The 15602-nt window shown below is 42.1% G+C and carries 17 protein-coding genes and 3 pseudogenes; 4 read left to right on the forward strand and 16 right to left on the reverse strand.

Features of this window, described 5'->3' with window-relative positions; all coding sequences use genetic code 11:
* A pseudogene (locus CH376_RS16970) lies at window positions 1-148 on the reverse strand (UDP-N-acetylmuramate dehydrogenase); the annotation flags it as partial.
* A gap of 100 nt (window positions 149-248) precedes the next feature.
* Here CH376_RS16970 and CH376_RS24750 point away from each other — a divergent pair.
* A complete protein-coding gene (locus CH376_RS24750) occupies window positions 249-374 on the forward strand; it encodes a hypothetical protein (protein ID WP_276328259.1) in 126 nt (41 codons plus the stop codon).
* A gap of 40 nt (window positions 375-414) precedes the next feature.
* Here CH376_RS24750 and CH376_RS16975 read toward each other — a convergent pair.
* Window positions 415-819, reverse strand: a pseudogene (locus tag CH376_RS16975) (phosphopantothenoylcysteine decarboxylase domain-containing protein); the annotation flags it as partial.
* Here CH376_RS16975 and murB point away from each other — a divergent pair.
* A pseudogene (murB, locus tag CH376_RS16980) lies at window positions 808-1692 on the forward strand (UDP-N-acetylmuramate dehydrogenase); the annotation flags it as partial. The pseudogenes CH376_RS16975 and murB overlap by 12 nt on opposite strands.
* Window positions 1693-1727: 35 nt before the next feature.
* On the opposite strand, the gene CH376_RS16985 reads toward murB, so the two are convergent.
* The 4 genes from CH376_RS16985 to CH376_RS17005 form a co-directional block, all read right to left on the reverse strand.
* Entirely contained in the window at window positions 1728-2711 is a 984-nt protein-coding gene (locus tag CH376_RS16985; RefSeq protein ID WP_100785327.1) for a sensor domain-containing diguanylate cyclase, read from the reverse strand.
* A 256-nt stretch (window positions 2712-2967) separates the two neighbouring features.
* The gene (locus tag CH376_RS24895; RefSeq protein ID WP_100785328.1) at window positions 2968-3330 is read right to left on the reverse strand and encodes a DUF1564 family protein; all 363 of its coding nucleotides are present in this window, start codon (window positions 3328-3330) and stop codon (window positions 2968-2970) included.
* A gap of 114 nt (window positions 3331-3444) precedes the next feature.
* Window positions 3445-4038 carry a TetR/AcrR family transcriptional regulator gene (locus CH376_RS17000; protein WP_100785329.1) on the reverse strand — a complete coding sequence of 198 codons (594 nt, stop codon included), beginning with the start codon at window positions 4036-4038 and terminating at the stop codon, window positions 3445-3447.
* A gap of 90 nt (window positions 4039-4128) precedes the next feature.
* Complete coding sequence (locus CH376_RS17005) at window positions 4129-4803, reverse strand: hypothetical protein (protein ID WP_100785330.1); 675 nt, start codon at window positions 4801-4803, stop codon at window positions 4129-4131.
* Between the two features lie 130 nt (window positions 4804-4933).
* On the opposite strand from CH376_RS17005, the gene CH376_RS17010 reads away from it, so the two are divergent.
* Complete coding sequence (locus CH376_RS17010; protein ID WP_100785331.1) at window positions 4934-5611, forward strand: OmpA/MotB family protein; 678 nt, start codon at window positions 4934-4936, stop codon at window positions 5609-5611.
* 22 nt (window positions 5612-5633) lie between these two features.
* Here the strand turns inward: CH376_RS17010 and CH376_RS17015 are convergent, their stop codons facing one another.
* Complete coding sequence (locus CH376_RS17015) at window positions 5634-5990, reverse strand: DoxX family protein (protein ID WP_100785332.1); 357 nt, start codon at window positions 5988-5990, stop codon at window positions 5634-5636.
* A 390-nt stretch (window positions 5991-6380) separates the two neighbouring features.
* On the opposite strand from CH376_RS17015, the gene CH376_RS17020 reads away from it, so the two are divergent.
* Window positions 6381-6818 carry a CBS domain-containing protein gene (locus CH376_RS17020; protein WP_100785333.1) on the forward strand — a complete coding sequence of 146 codons (438 nt, stop codon included), beginning with the start codon at window positions 6381-6383 and terminating at the stop codon, window positions 6816-6818.
* Here CH376_RS17020 and CH376_RS17025 read toward each other — a convergent pair.
* The 9 genes from CH376_RS17025 to CH376_RS17065 all read right to left on the reverse strand — a co-directional run bounded on the left by CH376_RS17025 (window position 6807) and on the right by CH376_RS17065 (window position 15561).
* A complete protein-coding gene (locus tag CH376_RS17025) occupies window positions 6807-8060 on the reverse strand; it encodes a glycosyltransferase family 4 protein (RefSeq protein ID WP_100785334.1) in 1254 nt (417 codons plus the stop codon). The genes CH376_RS17020 and CH376_RS17025 overlap by 12 nt on opposite strands.
* 69 nt (window positions 8061-8129) lie before the next feature.
* The gene (locus tag CH376_RS17030) at window positions 8130-8522 is read right to left on the reverse strand and encodes a YfeK family protein (RefSeq protein WP_100785335.1); all 393 of its coding nucleotides are present in this window, start codon (window positions 8520-8522) and stop codon (window positions 8130-8132) included.
* A gap of 125 nt (window positions 8523-8647) precedes the next feature.
* Window positions 8648-8818: a hypothetical protein gene (locus tag CH376_RS17035; RefSeq protein WP_207767174.1), complete on the reverse strand. Its 171-nt coding sequence runs from the start codon at window positions 8816-8818 to the stop codon at window positions 8648-8650.
* A gap of 50 nt (window positions 8819-8868) precedes the next feature.
* A complete protein-coding gene (locus CH376_RS17040) occupies window positions 8869-9459 on the reverse strand; it encodes a 2-hydroxychromene-2-carboxylate isomerase (protein WP_100785336.1) in 591 nt (196 codons plus the stop codon).
* Window positions 9460-9481: 22 nt separating this feature from the next.
* On the reverse strand, window positions 9482-10435 hold the full coding sequence (locus CH376_RS17045) for a CE1 family esterase (protein WP_100785337.1): 954 nt from the start codon (window positions 10433-10435) through the stop codon (window positions 9482-9484).
* The gene (locus CH376_RS17050) at window positions 10432-10950 is read right to left on the reverse strand and encodes a hypothetical protein (RefSeq protein WP_100785338.1); all 519 of its coding nucleotides are present in this window, start codon (window positions 10948-10950) and stop codon (window positions 10432-10434) included. Before CH376_RS17050 ends, CH376_RS17045 begins: the two co-directional genes overlap by 4 nt.
* The gene (locus CH376_RS17055; RefSeq protein ID WP_125231928.1) at window positions 10951-11532 is read right to left on the reverse strand and encodes a hypothetical protein; all 582 of its coding nucleotides are present in this window, start codon (window positions 11530-11532) and stop codon (window positions 10951-10953) included.
* 155 nt (window positions 11533-11687) lie between these two features.
* Complete coding sequence (locus CH376_RS17060; protein ID WP_100785340.1) at window positions 11688-14147, reverse strand: hypothetical protein; 2460 nt, start codon at window positions 14145-14147, stop codon at window positions 11688-11690.
* Entirely contained in the window at window positions 14140-15561 is a 1422-nt protein-coding gene (locus tag CH376_RS17065) for an MDR/zinc-dependent alcohol dehydrogenase-like family protein (protein ID WP_100785341.1), read from the reverse strand. The genes CH376_RS17060 and CH376_RS17065 overlap by 8 nt, the downstream gene beginning before the upstream one ends.
* Window positions 15562-15602 lie beyond the last annotated feature (41 nt).

Consider the following 15602-nt stretch of genomic DNA (forward strand, 5'->3'; position numbering starts at 1 on the left):
CTTCGGGTTCCACGACAACGGGACAAATCCCCCCGATTTTAAAGGAAGATAACACTGAAAGGCGGACTTCCGACCTAAAAGGTATTTTAGACGACTCTAAAGATTCTTTTAAAATCCGGATCCGAGATTCGGAAAGAGGTGGGAGCATATTCTAATACACAAAAGATTTTCTTCCTACTCTCCTCGGCAAGAAAAAGAACTCAAGGAATTTCGCGGTTTTATTCGATCCTAAAAAGGAGAGGTGACCTATGTTTTTTCTCTTACTTGAATCCGTATATTTAGATTTTGCGTCCGGAAGGACCGATTGGGAAACCTATTGTGAATCGGTGATTCTTCTTGCACAAGACCAAGAAAAGTTAGCCGGCTTAGTTTAGAGGTAAACCAAGTCCACTGGAAAATCGCCGGTCTTCCGACCTAAGAAGGTCTGACAACCGTCTTAGTAAGGTCCATTTTAAAGAATTCCACAATTCTCTCGGAAATTGCTTCTTTTGAAAGTGGACCTATCTCCGCTACTTTTCCCAAAGGAGAATAGATCACGACGCTGGTTTCCACTTCTCCAAAACCTTTTTGGGTTTTCCCGACGTAGTTCCCGACTATATAGTTGAGATTTTTATTTTTCAATTTCCCAATCGCATGTTCTTCTAAGAAATTTGTTTCTGCTGCAAAACCAACCAAACAACAACCGGAAATCTCCTTTTTTGAAATCTCAGAACTAACCGATTTAAGAATATCCGGATTCTTCACTAACTCCAAGAGGAGGACTTCGCTCCCGTCCTCTTTTTTGATCTTCATCTCCCTGCTCTCCGCCGGTCGGAAGTCCGCCTTTCAGTGTTATCTTCCTTTAAAATCGGGGGGATTTGTCCCGTTGTCGTGGAACCCGAAGATTCAGAACAAGTTTTAGAAACACTCTCCATTTTTGAAAAAATAGAACTCCCTTGGAAAATTCTTGGGGGAGGTTCGAATCTCTTGATTTCGGACCATCCGGACAACTTTCTCACTCTTCGCCTTTCGGGAAAATTTAAGAATTTTGATTCATTAGGGGAAGGAAAATTTCGGATTGGAGCAGCGACAAATACGACTCCGACGTTTCGGCAAATTTCGCAGGCCGGTTTTACGGGAGCCGAATTTTTGAGCACAATTCCTGGTTGGACGGGAGGAGCGGTAATTCAAAACGCCGGTTGTTATGGAGGTGAACTTTTCGATCTTATAGAAACCGTAGAATTCTTAAGAAATGATGAAGTGTTAATTAAGAAATCAAATGAAATAGAACACGGTTATCGTTTTACAGAATTCTTAAATAACAAAGATTCCATTATCCTTGGGATTGAAATTCTTCTTAAGGAAGGGAATTTAGATGAAATTGAAGAATCTTTAAGAGATAAGAGAGAGAGAAGAAATTCTTCTCAGCCGGAAAATAAAAAGAGCGCCGGTTCTGTTTTTAAGAATCCTAAAATTTTTGGAGAAAACGGGAAAGAAATTAAGGCTTGGGAGCTCATTGATCGCGCAGGTTTAAGAGGTGCGGCCAAGGGAGGCGCGCAGATTTCTCCTGAACACTGTAATTTTATCGTAAATGTCGGAACTGCAACGGCTTCGGATGTGAATTATTTGGTCGAACTTGTCTTGGACAAAGTCTTTCAGCAGAGCGGGATTCTCTTAAAGCGGGAAATCGAGTATTTCGGTGATATTCCTTGAAGGACCTATTTGCGGACTTCCGACCAAAAAAACTCTCATTCCTTCGAAGCGTACATAGAAAGGTCGGCCTCATGGATAAGGTCTTCCAATTTCTGAAGAGATCCGACCGACATTCCCCAAGTAAAATGAAAAGGTGGATTGTTTTCCTTGCATTTTTTTAGGAGGACCGACATTGCCTCGTGAAATCTTTCCTGAGTTTGAAGAATTTTTTCTCTGTTCTCATGTTGAACGAGAACTAAGAACTCATCTCCTCCGATTCTAAAAATTTTGTCCGTTCCCCGAATCACATAACGAAGAATATTTGCAAAACGACAAAGGACTTGGTCCCCCGTTTTGTGCCCGTAAGTATCGTTGATAATCTTAAAATCATTGAGGTCGAGGAGAGCGACAAGGGCAAGCTGATCCTCCATTCTCCGCCCGGACCATTCTTCCTTAAGATGGTTCAACTTGTTTCTATTAAAAACTCCGGTAAGAGCGTCTCTAAATGCAAGGGTCTTTGTTTCCTCATATTGATTAGAATGAACTAAAGAGATCGCAGTAAAATCCGCAATCGTCTGGAGAATTACTAAATCTTCCTGGGTAAAGGAAGAACCGTCGAACCGATTTATAAGTTCGATTACCCCGTGAACCTGCCCTCTAAAAATCATCGGTACTGCAATGATCGTTCTTGTCTCAAAGCCTGTTCGATCGTCAACCTTCGAGGAGAATCTTGGATCATTTCTTGCGTTTTCCACAAAGACAGGACTTTTTGTTTCAACGACGGATCCCGCGATTCCCTCTCCGAATTTTAACCGAATGTTCTTAATTCTTTCCAGATCTAGGCCCTCGGCGATGAGAAAGAATAATTCTTCCGAACTTTCATCATATCTCATAAGACTCCAGTTCTCCGGACTGAAAAACATTCTGACTTCTTCCATAACGGCGTCTAAGATTTCCTGCTGTTCCAAAGACGAAGTAATGATTTTTCCTATGGAAGAATACAGTTTTATGAGTTCAGGTTTTGGGTCTTTTAAAGGCATGATTCATTTTTCTCTTCGAGCGAAACGATGGAATTTTTATTTTTCGAGTCCGAGTTTATATTCTATGTGACAAAACCCGTTTTTATCAAGATATTTCCATTTCGCTCAATGATTTTATTCTTTTACCAATCTACAATCAGTTCAAACGTTATTTGATCCCTTTTATGAGAGAATTTCTGAATTAAGCTTTGTATCCTAAACTTTGTTTTTTCGGTTTTTTTGTGAGGGTTTTTCTTTTCGTCGTTTTTTTCCATTTCTAAAAGAAGTGTACGAAGGTTTTGCACATTGATATTCCTAAATATCTCGCTATTGTTCGGAGTTCCGCCCAGTCTTTTTCCTTTGGGCGGAACGAGAGTCGTTTTAGATCCTGCGACTTCCTTTGATAAGAGGTTCTCTCTAAAGAATGTGGCCTTTTGATTTGAATCATTTGTTCTCTGTATTCTTTTAAGAGAATTTCAAGATACGCGCTGAGGCTTTTGTTCTTTTGGATTCTTTCTAAGGCATAAGAGTAGAGTTGAAATGGAACATAAAGATCCGCCGTAAAATATCCTGATCTCCTTGAATCTCTTAACTTTCTTTCATGAAAGAATTTGTCCGTTTTTTTGTTTTGTTCGCTCATACCGGATACGGTTCCGAGAAGTCTCCGGACGAGCGGGGAAAGGAAGATTTTTTTGTGAAATTTGCGCGGAGTCCGACTCTCCGAAGAGATTCTCCTCCGGAGTTCCGACCCCTCCTAAATTCCAAGGATCAGCTTTACTCGATCCTCTAGACCGCGAACTCGATCCAAATACAAAGCATCCACGGAACAGGCCAGAACCAAACTATGCAGAAGATCCACGCAGAGAGAAAGTTTTTCTTCCTTCCTCTGAATCATTTCGTTTCTTTCAAAGGCGACTTCCAACAACCTTCTATACTGACTTCCATATCTCTCCGTGTACTCATTTTGCAAATTTACGGGAGCGGAATAGATTAGGCTGAAAGGAAGCCTCGCTTTATCGGGATATTCTTTTGCGGTGACGGCGATCGCTCTAAAAATGGAGATTACTTCCGTATGAAGACCTTGGTCTCTGACGATTCTTCTTCTTATTTCATTGAGAATCAACAAGTGAGTCGCGATGAGCGCTTTTCGGAAAAGATTTTCCTTAGAATGAAAATGATGATAGATGCTCGGTTGTTCTAAACCGCATTCTTTACTGATTTCACGTAAGGAGGTTCCATGAAATCCTTTTTTAGAAAACGCGATCGCCGCGCCTTCTAAAATTCTTTCGCGAGAATTTTTATAGTCCCTATTTAACGGATAAAGGGGACTTCCGTCTTTTCTTAACACTTGCTTTGTATCTCCGGTTTTAGAGATCTTTCTTTATATATTGATCCTAAAACGTTTTTTCAAATATCTTAATATTCGCACGCTCAATCGTCAAAATTCTTTTTTAAAAACCTCGAAATAATTTCTAGTATCGTTAGGCAAAATCGAAGGAGACGGTCCGAAGCCGGGATTGTTTTGATTCGGATTGTATTGGCCTTTGCTTTCTTTTTTGTTCTCATTCCCCTGATAACTGATCAAAGTGCTAAACAGAAGTTCAAAATTAGCGACATTCAAAGTAGAATCTTCTAAAGTGATTTCCACTAAGAAGTGATTTCCCGAACTAGTGTAGTCGAACTCGTAAAAAAAGACGGGATCTGCGTAAGCGGAAAAAATCGGAGCGATCTTCTTATCTTTTTTATCGCTTCGGTAAATCTGAACAAGGAAAGAATGCGCCGCATCGTCGTGAGCCAAACCGATTCCTAATTTGTATTTTTGCGTACCTTCTTCTTGAATGGATGGGAGATGAATCTTATAGATCACCGAGTTTCCTTTAAAAACCGCACCGTTGAATTGGTGTTTCTTTTCAACGCTGTATCCGGAATCCCGGAGATTTCTTCTGACCTCTTCGAGAAAAACTCGAAGCTCTCGTTTCTCTTCATTCGGTTTACCGGTTACGGAAGTTCCCGCCGGAGTTTTATCTTGGGAAACGAGTAAGGGTGCGTAAAAAACGGCTAAAAGCGATAATAAAGGGAGAATTCTGCGTATTTTAGAAATAGGTCCGTTCATTTTGTTCTCTTCCAATGTAGTTTAGTCGAGGATGTACATGATGAAAAGATTTTTTTATCCATTCATATCCCCCTTTTGTTTTTTTCGAATCGGTCGACATTGATAGAAGATACTGTTGGGATGGAATTCTATGCAATTTAAGACTCTTCTCGTAATCATTTTTTTTCTTTCTTTCGGGAACTGCGTCTCGAATTCGAAGTATGATTCTCTTTTAAAGGCTTACGAGGATTCCAAACTTGAAAATCAGAGAATTATCGGTGAAAAGGAAGGGCTCTTCAATTCTTTAGAAGAATTAAAACGAATCCAAGAAGAATCGGACAAAAGAATCCGAGAATACAAAGGTCTCATGGCGACTTTTCAATCCATGATCGACTCCGGTAAGCTCAAAATAAAGATTATCGACGGGAGAATGGTGGTAGTTCTCTCTTCCGATATTCTTTTCCCGGTAGGTTCCGCGTTTCTTTCTCCTTCCGGTACGGCGGCTATTCGAGAGGTGACAACTCTTCTCGCGTCTCTGGACGGGAAACGTTTTCAAATAGAAGGCCACACCGACGATACTCCGACGGGAATCAAAGGTTATACGAATTGGGAATTAGCGTCTTCGAGGGCGTTGAATGTTCTTCACACGATGGTGAAAGCGGGAATGCCCGAGATAAGAATCAGCGCGGCATCCATGGGCGCTTCCAGACCCGCGCTGCCGAACACTTCTCCCGAAAACAGATCCGCAAACCGAAGAATCGAAATCGTAATCGTGCCGGATCTTTCCAATCTTCCGGGAATGGAAGAGTTGAAAAAGTATTCGAACTAAATTATATTCAATAAATATAATTTTATACGAACGTATAAGCCCAGTAAATCAGTGCAACCTGCAGCGGTAATCTGAGAAGTAGGATCCATTTCGGAGGATCCGTTCTTCTCCTCGATTGATAATGATAAAGATTTGCGGGAAAGACGGCGATCAAAAGCAGAATCACACCCCAGGCGCCGAGCGATCTTGTATCCGGAAACAAGAGAAGAAATCCGAGTCCGATTTCAACGAGTCCGCTGATCCAGACTATGAATTTCGGATAAGGCATGTAGGGAGGCATAATTCTCAGATAAAATTTCGGCAACACGAAATGAAGTATTCCCGCGACGATATAGAGAAACGCCATCGTATAAAGGCTAAAGACGATTGTATCCGGCATAATTCTTTCCTTTTAGATAGTAAGAATTATACCGAAATCGGCCGGGGTCGGATTAAAAAAAAATCAAATCGTCCTTTTTTCTCTGCCTCGATATCGGTTTCTCTGTTTCCGAATTTTCATTTGAAAACAGCCGACTCGAAGAGAGCTGATTTGCTTTTGGCGAAATTCTTCCTTACGATAGGCGTCTTTCTTTTGCAAGAAACGATTTGAATTTAAATTCATAGGCAAAATTCTCCTTGCCCTGGAATTACTCGGTCATCATAGGAAAATTCGATAAAGTACAAGAAAAAAAAGGGGCCGGCGCATTTTTTTTTCGATTTCGTTACTCAGGTTAGAGCGAGTATTTGAAATTTTCTTTTCCCGAATTTTCGTCAAATCAGCTTATAAAGTATGGATTTAAACAAACCTCTTAAACAAGTGATGACCACAAGAATTATTACGGTCAACTTGGAAGATCCGGTCGCTCGAATCGGCAAGATTTTTGATAATTTGGAATTTCATCATCTTCTCGTAATCGACGATCAAAAAAAACTCATCGGCGTAATTTCGGATCGAGACTATTTAAAGGCGATCAGTCCTTTTATCGGAACAAGATTGGAAAGAGTTCAAGACGACCTTACTAAGAAAAAAACGGCCTCGCAGTTGATGAGCGCTTTTTTGATTACGGCTTCGGCGGATCAAACCGTCAGATATGCGATAGAACTTATGATGCGTTATAAAATTTCCTGTCTTCCGGTAATGGACGGTCACGGTGAAATTGCCGGAATCGTAACGACGAGGGATATTCTAAAGGAAGCTCTGGTGATTCCCCAGGACTCAACTCCTTGATTCCACAATCCTGAACGAGGACAAATTTAACGGGGACGTTTGCGGATTGCGAATTAAAGAAATTGAATATTCCGAATAAATTCTTTCGAGAGATTCGGCTACTTTTTCCCAAGTGCAATGAAGCGCCTTTTTACGGGCCTTACCCGCCATTTTTTTTCTAAGACTTGTCTGATTTGCTAAGAAACAGGACATATCTACGAATTCTTGTTCTCGTCCGAAACCGGGTAAAAATCCGGAAGAACCGTGCTGTAGATAGGAACCGGCGGCCGCATATTGATAAGCGACCAAGGCGATTCCGCTAGCCATCGCTTCTAACACAACATTGCCGAATGTTTCCGTCATACTTGGAAAAAGAAAAAGATCGCCTGATGCAAAGTGCTTCGCCAATTCTTCTCCTTTTTTTAAACCCGCGAAAATCAAATCGGGATTCTTTCTTTCCAACGGATCTTTGAGCGGTCCATCTCCGACCAACACCATCTTTGCGTTCGGATTTGTTTCCTGGATTTTTCGAAAAGCACGAATACTGAGTTCGATATTTTTTTCCGCCGCGATTCGGCCCACATATAAAACTACGAGTTGATCTCTGGAAACCTCCCATTCTTTTCTAAGAATGGGATCCCTCTTGGAGGGATGAAAAAGGTCCGTGTCGATTCCTCTCGCTACAACACGAACGTTATGATAGCCTTGCTCCACAAGTTTCTCAACGATGTCCTGCGACGGAGTAAGGGTGATTTCCGTTTTATTGTGAAGATTACGGAGATATTTTTCTACAAGTCTTCCGGCAAAGCCGAGCTTATAGTATTGGGTATAGGAATGGAAATTGGTCCTGAAGTCGCTTACAACGGGAATACCCAAATCGTTCGCTGCTTTCACCGCCGACCAACCAAGCGGTCCTTCGGTGACGACGTGTACGACGTCCGGTTGCTCTTTTTTCAAATGTCGCTTTAATATTCTTTTCGCAGGAAATCCAAAACGCATATCGGAATACATAGGAATTCTACATCCCGCCATCAAAACTTCGCGATATCCGTCGGTTGCGTTTTCCTGATCCCTCAAGCCCTGCCTTGGACGAAACAGGAGAACGTCGTTGCCTCTTTCGACGAGATCGTTTACCATTTTATGAAGCGTTTTCGCGACCCCGTTGATTTCGGGATGATAAGTTTCAGTAACGATCGCGATCCGAAAATTTCTTTTGGGAGAGATGAGAGAACGGCATACTTCGATCGGTTTAGAATTTCTCATACCGTTATGGTAGCGGTATGAGGTTCGGATTCCATTAAGGAATGATTAAATTTCCGTTACAGAACGGATTCATTTCTTTTTGTTTTTAGGAATTTTAACGGGCGCGTTTTTCTTTTTGGAAATTTCTTCCCATTTAGTTTTGAGCCATACGGCCGATTCCACCGTCTTGCCGTCCGAGAATTTTACGAGATAAGGTTTTCCGGTGACGCTGGACTTGGTGCCTATGTATTCGATGAAGTTCGGAATGGTTTGAACTTTGCCGTCCGTAGCCTTCAGCTTTCGTTCCATGTGTTCTCTTGCTTCTTTCGGTTCGTGTTCTGCTCCGTTTCGAATGAATTTACATTCGCAAGATTCAAGGGAGTTCATCAAAAGATTCAAGTCGTTTTGAAATTCCGAAACTTCCTCGGCTCCGACGGAAAACGCTAAGAGGGAAACTAACAACAAAATCATTCTTTTTTTCATCTTCACTGTTCCTATAAGTAATTGTTAACGATGTGTTTCAATTCTTTCAATCTAAAAAGTCGCAAGAATGGGATCATTTCGATCTTCGATCGGATTCGATTTTTTTTGCACCGAATTCTTAAATTCTAAAACTCGATCGGAGTAAAAAGCGCAAGATGAAAGGTTCTTATTTCATAAGTATATCCGTTGTCTTTGAACAATGGGCCTCCGAATGCGAGTCCAAATTTAAAACAACCCAGCTTCGGAGTTTCAAAATAAAACATAAAGGAAAATATCTGCTGCTTACTGAAACTCATTTGAAGTCTTGAAAGGCTTCCTAACGTAAGCGATTTTCAAAACGATTCTCCTATCTCCTCAATTCTTCCAGAGCGTCTTCGAGTCGATCGTCTCCCCAGAAAAGTTCTTCATTTACGATAAAGCTGGGCGCGCCGAAAATTCCGAGCGAAGCGGCTCGTTCCGTTTGTTTTCGGAGTCTGTTTTTTATTTCTTCGTTCGATGTGCCTTGGAGAATCTCTTCGGAGTTTACGCCGATCTTTTTTAGAATCGGAGTCAACACGTCCCGCGAAGAGATGTCTTGGTCTTGGGCAAAATTGGCTTGAAAGGTTTCTCGGATAAAAGAGGAAATCCAAGGTTGTGTTTCGTTTGCAATGGCGATTCTGGAAGCCAAAAGTCCGTTTCTTGGAAAGACATTCGGGATTAAAAAGTCGATCCCGTATTTGCGGCTTCTTCTTTGCATATCCTTCCACATATATTTTCCTTTTGCGGGATATACGTTGAATGGAGAATCGTTCCAACCTTGTTCCTTAAAAATCGGACCGAGTAAAAACGGTCTCCATAAGATTTCAATCGAAGAGTTTTGAATTAACTTTTCGATTCTCATAACGGAAAGGTAAGAATACGTACTCGCAAATTCGAAAAAAAATTCAATTTTTTGCATATACTGGTTCTCCTTTAGAAATTTAGTTTCCCGAAACCGAATTCGATTTAAAAAAATTCCAAATTTCTTCCGCGGGATCCAACTCGTATGTCGGGTTTCCCATTTTTATAAACGGGACCCTCCGATTTATTCCGGGCCAATTGTGTCCTCCGTCGATTATCTTATAAAGAAGAACCGAAACGCTTCCCTTGCACCGATTGTAAGAATGGATTTCGACGCTCGTGCCGTCTTCCTTGTCGTCCTTCTTTTTGATTTCCGGTTCTTTGAGACAGGAATTCCATTGAAGCCAACGGTTTACCGAATCTTCTACGCTTAAAATTTCTCCTCCGTCTCTCACATAACCGCCGTAATACGGAACCGTCGAATCTTTGGTTCCGTTGATGAACGCCACGGAAACGTTTGCGGAAGGTTCGAAGTTCCTTAGAACAAATTCAGAAATCTGAGAGGAGACGCTCACGCCGGCGCGGAATCGTTTCGTTTTTTCGACCAGCATTCTTTGGGTCATAAATCCTCCGTTGGAATGTCCAAAGATAAAAATCTTATCCTTCGAGATCGGATGGGATTCCGAAATATGATCTATGAGTTTTTCTAAAAAATGAACGTCGTCGACCTTTTGTCTATCGGCGGGGGTCGCCCCACGTCCGTCTGCCCAGCTACGATCGACTCCGTCCGGATAAACGACTATAAAACCTTCTCTGTCGGAAATATGATTGAGTTTAGAATCCTCCATAATGTTCCTTCCGCTTCCGAGTCTTCCGTGAAGCCCGAGAACCAAAGGAACTTTTTCCGTTGCTGAAATTTTTTTCTCGGGAACATGAATCCAGTAAGTTCTTTCGATTCCGTCTACCGTGATTTTTTCCAATCGAGAGCCGTCTTTCGTTTCCGTACGAAGATTTCTTAAAAGTCTGCAATCGGTTAGAACGAAGGAAGTAAAGAATAAGAATATTATCAAATTAAAATATGTCTTAAGTTTCATTTTTGTTTTTCGAACTCCTCCAGAGAATTGATTAAGGATTTTTCGAAGGAAGTGGAAGGCCAATAGAAAGGCGAGAATGGGATTAAAATCCAACCCCTCCACTGATCCAAAAGTAATTCGTGCACGGATTCTTTCGGGGGTTTTCCGGATTCGGAGATTCTGTAAGTAAGAATATGTTCGCTTCTGATGTGAAAGGGAACCACGCCGAGAGTTAGAAAACTGGTTAACAGATTGAGGAAATGTAAGCCGCGATATTCGTATTCCGCTTCCTTTTCCTGAAGGATGATTTCCAGGAGCACGTCCGATTGTGGATCCTCTCGATATCCTTTTTCCTGAAGATTCTTTTTGATATGATTCATTTCCGAAACGTAAAATGCGAATCCGGTGAATTCCAAACGAAGAGGTTTTCCTTTCGGAATGGAGATAGAGTCTCGAATTATTTCCGGAGGATTTACGATTCCGATACAAGAAGAAAGAAAAGCGACGATAAGGATTGTGATGGTTTTCTGTTTCATCTAATAGATCGACCTCGAGTCAAAAAGAAATTTTCTCGCATAACCCGCGTAGACGAGTTCGATCTCGTTTCTGTCGTCGAAAGGCATCAACAGAAGAGGGATCCAGCCGATTGCGAAAACGTTTTCGATTGAATAAGAATATTCGGCCACTTTCCGATTTCGTTTCCAGACTTTGAATAAGACGCGGTCCGAGGATTTCTGAAGGATCGGAAAGATAAGAAAAGTTCTGTAAGCGGCGATTCGATTGAGAAGATAAAGAGAGAACTTTCCCGGTTCTTTTTCGAGCATCCAAGAAAGAGGCTGGGAATGTTCTCCGAAGAATAAAGAAAAACGGGGAGCCTTTTCCAAAATGATTTGGATATTGATTTCGGAATCGGTCTTCGTATGAACTGAAAGTTTCTTAAATCTTCCGGAAAGATGAAGGGTTCTTAAAATTTCGGAAGCAAGTTTTTTGCCGGAGTCTTCTTTCCAGCCGATCAATTCGTAAGTGACTTCCCGATCCACATCGGTTTCTAAGTTTGAAACCGTAGGCGGGTCTCCGATGAGAAAGGTGGAACAGGATTGAAAGAGAAGAAAACTCAAAGAAAGAATTAATTTTCTCAACATTGAGAATAAAATGAAAGACTTTCCTTTAAGATCAAGCTCTAAATCCGAACTCATCCAAAGGAAGAGGTTGTTGATTTTTGAATCGGATCCTCGTTCGATTCCGCGCGCGGGATCGGGACCTTAAAAAATTCTTAGATTAAATTTCCCCAAGCGTCGATTTCGTGATCCACCGCATACAATCCCGGGTCCAATCTTTTCCCTTTTTTATTTTGATTCGCCATTCCCAAGGCCGCGGATGCGAGTTGTCCGATGATCGCGTCCATTCCTTCGGTCGGAACTCCGTAGAATAAAAAGTTAATCGGACTCAAGTCGCTTAACAAATAGAATGTTTTTTCGATTTCTTGTCCGTCTTTGTTTACGAAGAATGTCACCTTTCCGCCTTGATCGATTCCGGACTGAGGATCTAAAATCCGGTCGAATTCTAACTTGGCGGGAAAACCTCCGATCTTCTTTTCATCGGAGAAGGAAAGGTCGTTGATCCACTGAATCAAATCCGTGTATTCGGCGGTTTTTGTGGATCCGGAAGAAATGAGAACCTTCGATTTGGTTCCGTTGAGAATCAGATCCTCAAAATGTTCTTTTTTAAGAATGGAATTTCCGATCACTCCCAAGATGAGATCCCTGTTGTAAAATTCTTCCTTTGGAATTTCGTCTATCGTTCTATAATTTCGATTTCCCGGCTTCTCCACCTTGAGATCGACTTCGATCGTTTCCTGGTTTGTTTCGTGCAATCTGGATTCCAAATATTTGCATAAGAAGGTTCCGATGTTTCCTTTGGCTCCGAGTATCAGAATTTTTCTGGAAGAAAGGATCAAACCTTGTCCGTTTAATATCGTTTCGATCGCATTTAAAATGGAATACGCGACTTCTTTCGATTCTTCTTTTACCTTTTGATTGGAAATCGCGATGGAGAACGCGGGTAAAAAGAGTTTTTTATTTTTGTCCTGAACGCTTTTGAGACGATCGTATCCGTTTCTCGTATGTTCCACGGTGCCGACTAACGTATTTGTTATCAATTCGGCGACGGTTATTTTGGGAGCTTCGGCTTGAAGCGAATATTCCTTACAAAGAAAGGAAACGTCTTTTCCGTTTAACGCAAATTCGTTGAAAAACGGAGCGACGTAACCCCCGTCTTCCACCAGAATCACTTTTTCTTTTTTCTTGTAAGAATCCAGTAGCAGGCCGAGAAAAAGATGACCGGAGAGTAATTTCATTGCATCGAAAAATCCGAGTTTCTCTTCTTCCAATCGTTCGAAGAGGGGTTTGAGTTTGGAGGAATCGCTGTAGAGCGGCGAAATGGAATAGTAGATTTTATTCTTCGCTCCGACTTTAAGTTGTAGACCGGACATATAAAAATGATCGGTGGGAACGTCCAGAAGAACGTCCAAATACGCCGCAGGAACGACCCCGCCGTATTTTACAAAAGAGACCGTGAGATTTTGAGCGCCTAATCTTCGAAACGCTTCGATCAGGGCTACGATCTCCGAAGTGATATGATGAATCAAAAAAACGTTGAATCCGCTCAGATCGAAATTGTGATTTTCGCCGTTCGCGATCCGTTCCAAAATCGGCATCCGCTTGAGATAATGATTCAGATCCAGAGTGGTTCTTTTGGCGTTGAAACTGAAATTGAGAACCCGGTCCAATCGAGAAAGGTCGATGAAGACGTTCGTATCGTCCGAGAGTCGGACCTTTACGATATGGCCTTCTTTTAAATGTTTTGTAATTTCATGATCTTCTAATATTAGAAAAATCTTTTTAAATAAAGGAAGAGTTTCGTTCGGATCCGTTTTTACGACGGACTCGGAAAAAACTTTGTCCCAAAATAAGCTGATTTGATCCAATTTACCGAGCGGAGTTTTTTCGATTTGTTCGAAAACTCGCGAGAAGGAGCGGTTTTCCTCCACGTAGGATTTTTCGCCTCTCTGCGCGGCGGAAAGAATCCCGTTGTTGATCGCTTCCGCGATCTTCGTGCTTCCGGCGATAAAAATTCTAGAACCGATATCGTCCACGACGACGTGCGGAACCGCGGTTAGATCGATGTTGGCTCGATCGTAATTCTCCACCGTGAGTCGAAAGAAAAATTCTCCCGGTTCTTTTTGATTGGGAACTCTTTCCAGAATGAATTGGTAGTCTATGTTTTCGTTCGGGCTTGCGTGGTGGAACGGAAATACGAGCGCAAAGATTCCGGAGGTTTTCGGATCTTCTCCGTAAAACTCGGGGTGAATTTTTTTCGCCCAGACCTGTCTCTGAAACGTTCCGAAGACGGTTCTTAAATGATCTTGAAATTCCTCCTTAAAAAGAAGGATGTCTTTTAATACTCCGGCGCGCGCGTAGATCTGAATGTATCCGATGTTCATCTTCAGGAGTTCGCTGTTGATGTTCGGATTGATTTTGTAAAAGATCGTTACGTCTCCGATTCCGTTCTGGACTTGTTCGAAAACTTCTTCTCCGAGAGTTCTGGAAAGAATGGAGAGGCCGGTAAAAATTCTAAGATTTCGTAGATCCAAATCCCAAATTCCGTCCTTTCCTTCTTTGAGGACGGACCCGAGAGAAGTCTCCGATTCTCTGTGTTTGAAAGAATTAGGCATGTGTAATGACAACTTTGATCGCTTCGGGAGTATGCGCGGTCGTAAACGCCTCGGAAAGTTTTTCCGGAGAATAAGAATGTGTGATCATATTCTTTTCCAGCGCTTCGGTTACTTTTTTATTTTCCTGAAGAAGTTTGATCGCGAGGTGGAAATCTCCGCAGCGGGAAGTATGAATCGACTTTCCTAAATTCAAAAATTCTAATAGAGGATTGCCTTTGGATTCTCCTTTGAAAAGGATCGCGCTTCGGGGACGGATCAAAGAATTCTCGTGTTTTACGCTGGGTCGTATGAGAAGATCGATTTCTTCCGCGGTTCCGGCGATTCCAAGATCGAATCTCGGAACGTATCCTTGGAAATCTTTCGAAAGAAGAATCGCTTCCGCTTCTTCAATGCTTCCGTAATAAACTTTGAAATGAGAAGGAAGAGAAATTTTCCCCACGCTCGGAGCTACGTAGACGGTTTGATTGGAACGATTTTCCTTTTCCCAGTGAAAGTTCAGATTCTCATCGCTGAATTTTAAAAGGGAGAGCTCGTCTACCACGAGTTCGGTGAGTTTTTTGACTCCGAAAACTTCCTGTCCGTTCGTGGTTTTCAGATGCAATTCCCGTTTGGAAAGTCCGATTGCACTTTCAAAACCGGAAGTCGTACTTGTCGTGTCGTAGACGATCGCATAACGTTCTTTCAAGGATTCTAAACTTTCCTTTCTGAGATCGATCGCTTCGTCCGCTCCGAGATTGAGGGAAAGTTTTAAAAGATGATCGTGCCTTGCTATAGCTGAAATCTTAAAATCGACTCCGGAAGAAGTTCGATAAGCGGCTAACGCGGCTATGACGAGACTTCCCAATCTTCTCGGTCCTAAGACGGCGACGTTGTCCCCTTTTTTGGGCGGAGACGCGATGACGGCTTGCAAAGAAGCGGCAAAGGGTTCGATAAGAACTGCGGTCTTGTCCGGAATATTCGTGAACGGAATCGCCGCATTCTGCGGAGCTAAGATATAAGGACCAAAGCCTCCCGGAAGTCGGTCGATTCCGAGAACTTTTCTTTCCGGGCTATGTGTCGGAATTCCTTCCTCGCAGAATTCATCTACGGGATCGTCTCCTCTGGCTTCGAAAGTGTCGTTGATCTCGACCACGTATTTTTGTTTGATTCCGTTTTGTTGTTCCAAGTCTTCCGCGATGACCTCGTGTCCGATCACTTGCGGCAAGGGAAAAGGGAGAAAACGACGAGAGAGATCGGTGGAACAAACTCCGCAGAGTTTGGATTTTAGAAGTTTGTATCCCGGTCCAAGATGAAGGTATTCTTTTCCGTTTCTGGAAATGTCCCAGCCGGTTTCAAGACTTCCTTCGAATTGATACTTTGCAGTTTCGAAAGAATCGTCCGAACGATAGTCCATTGCATCAAATTGGATTTTCATACATCACCCTTGGTTAGACAAAGAATCTAAGAATTACGGTC

The sequence above is a fragment of the Leptospira adleri genome, from assembly GCF_002811985.1.
Lineage (GTDB): Bacteria > Spirochaetota > Leptospiria > Leptospirales > Leptospiraceae > Leptospira > Leptospira adleri.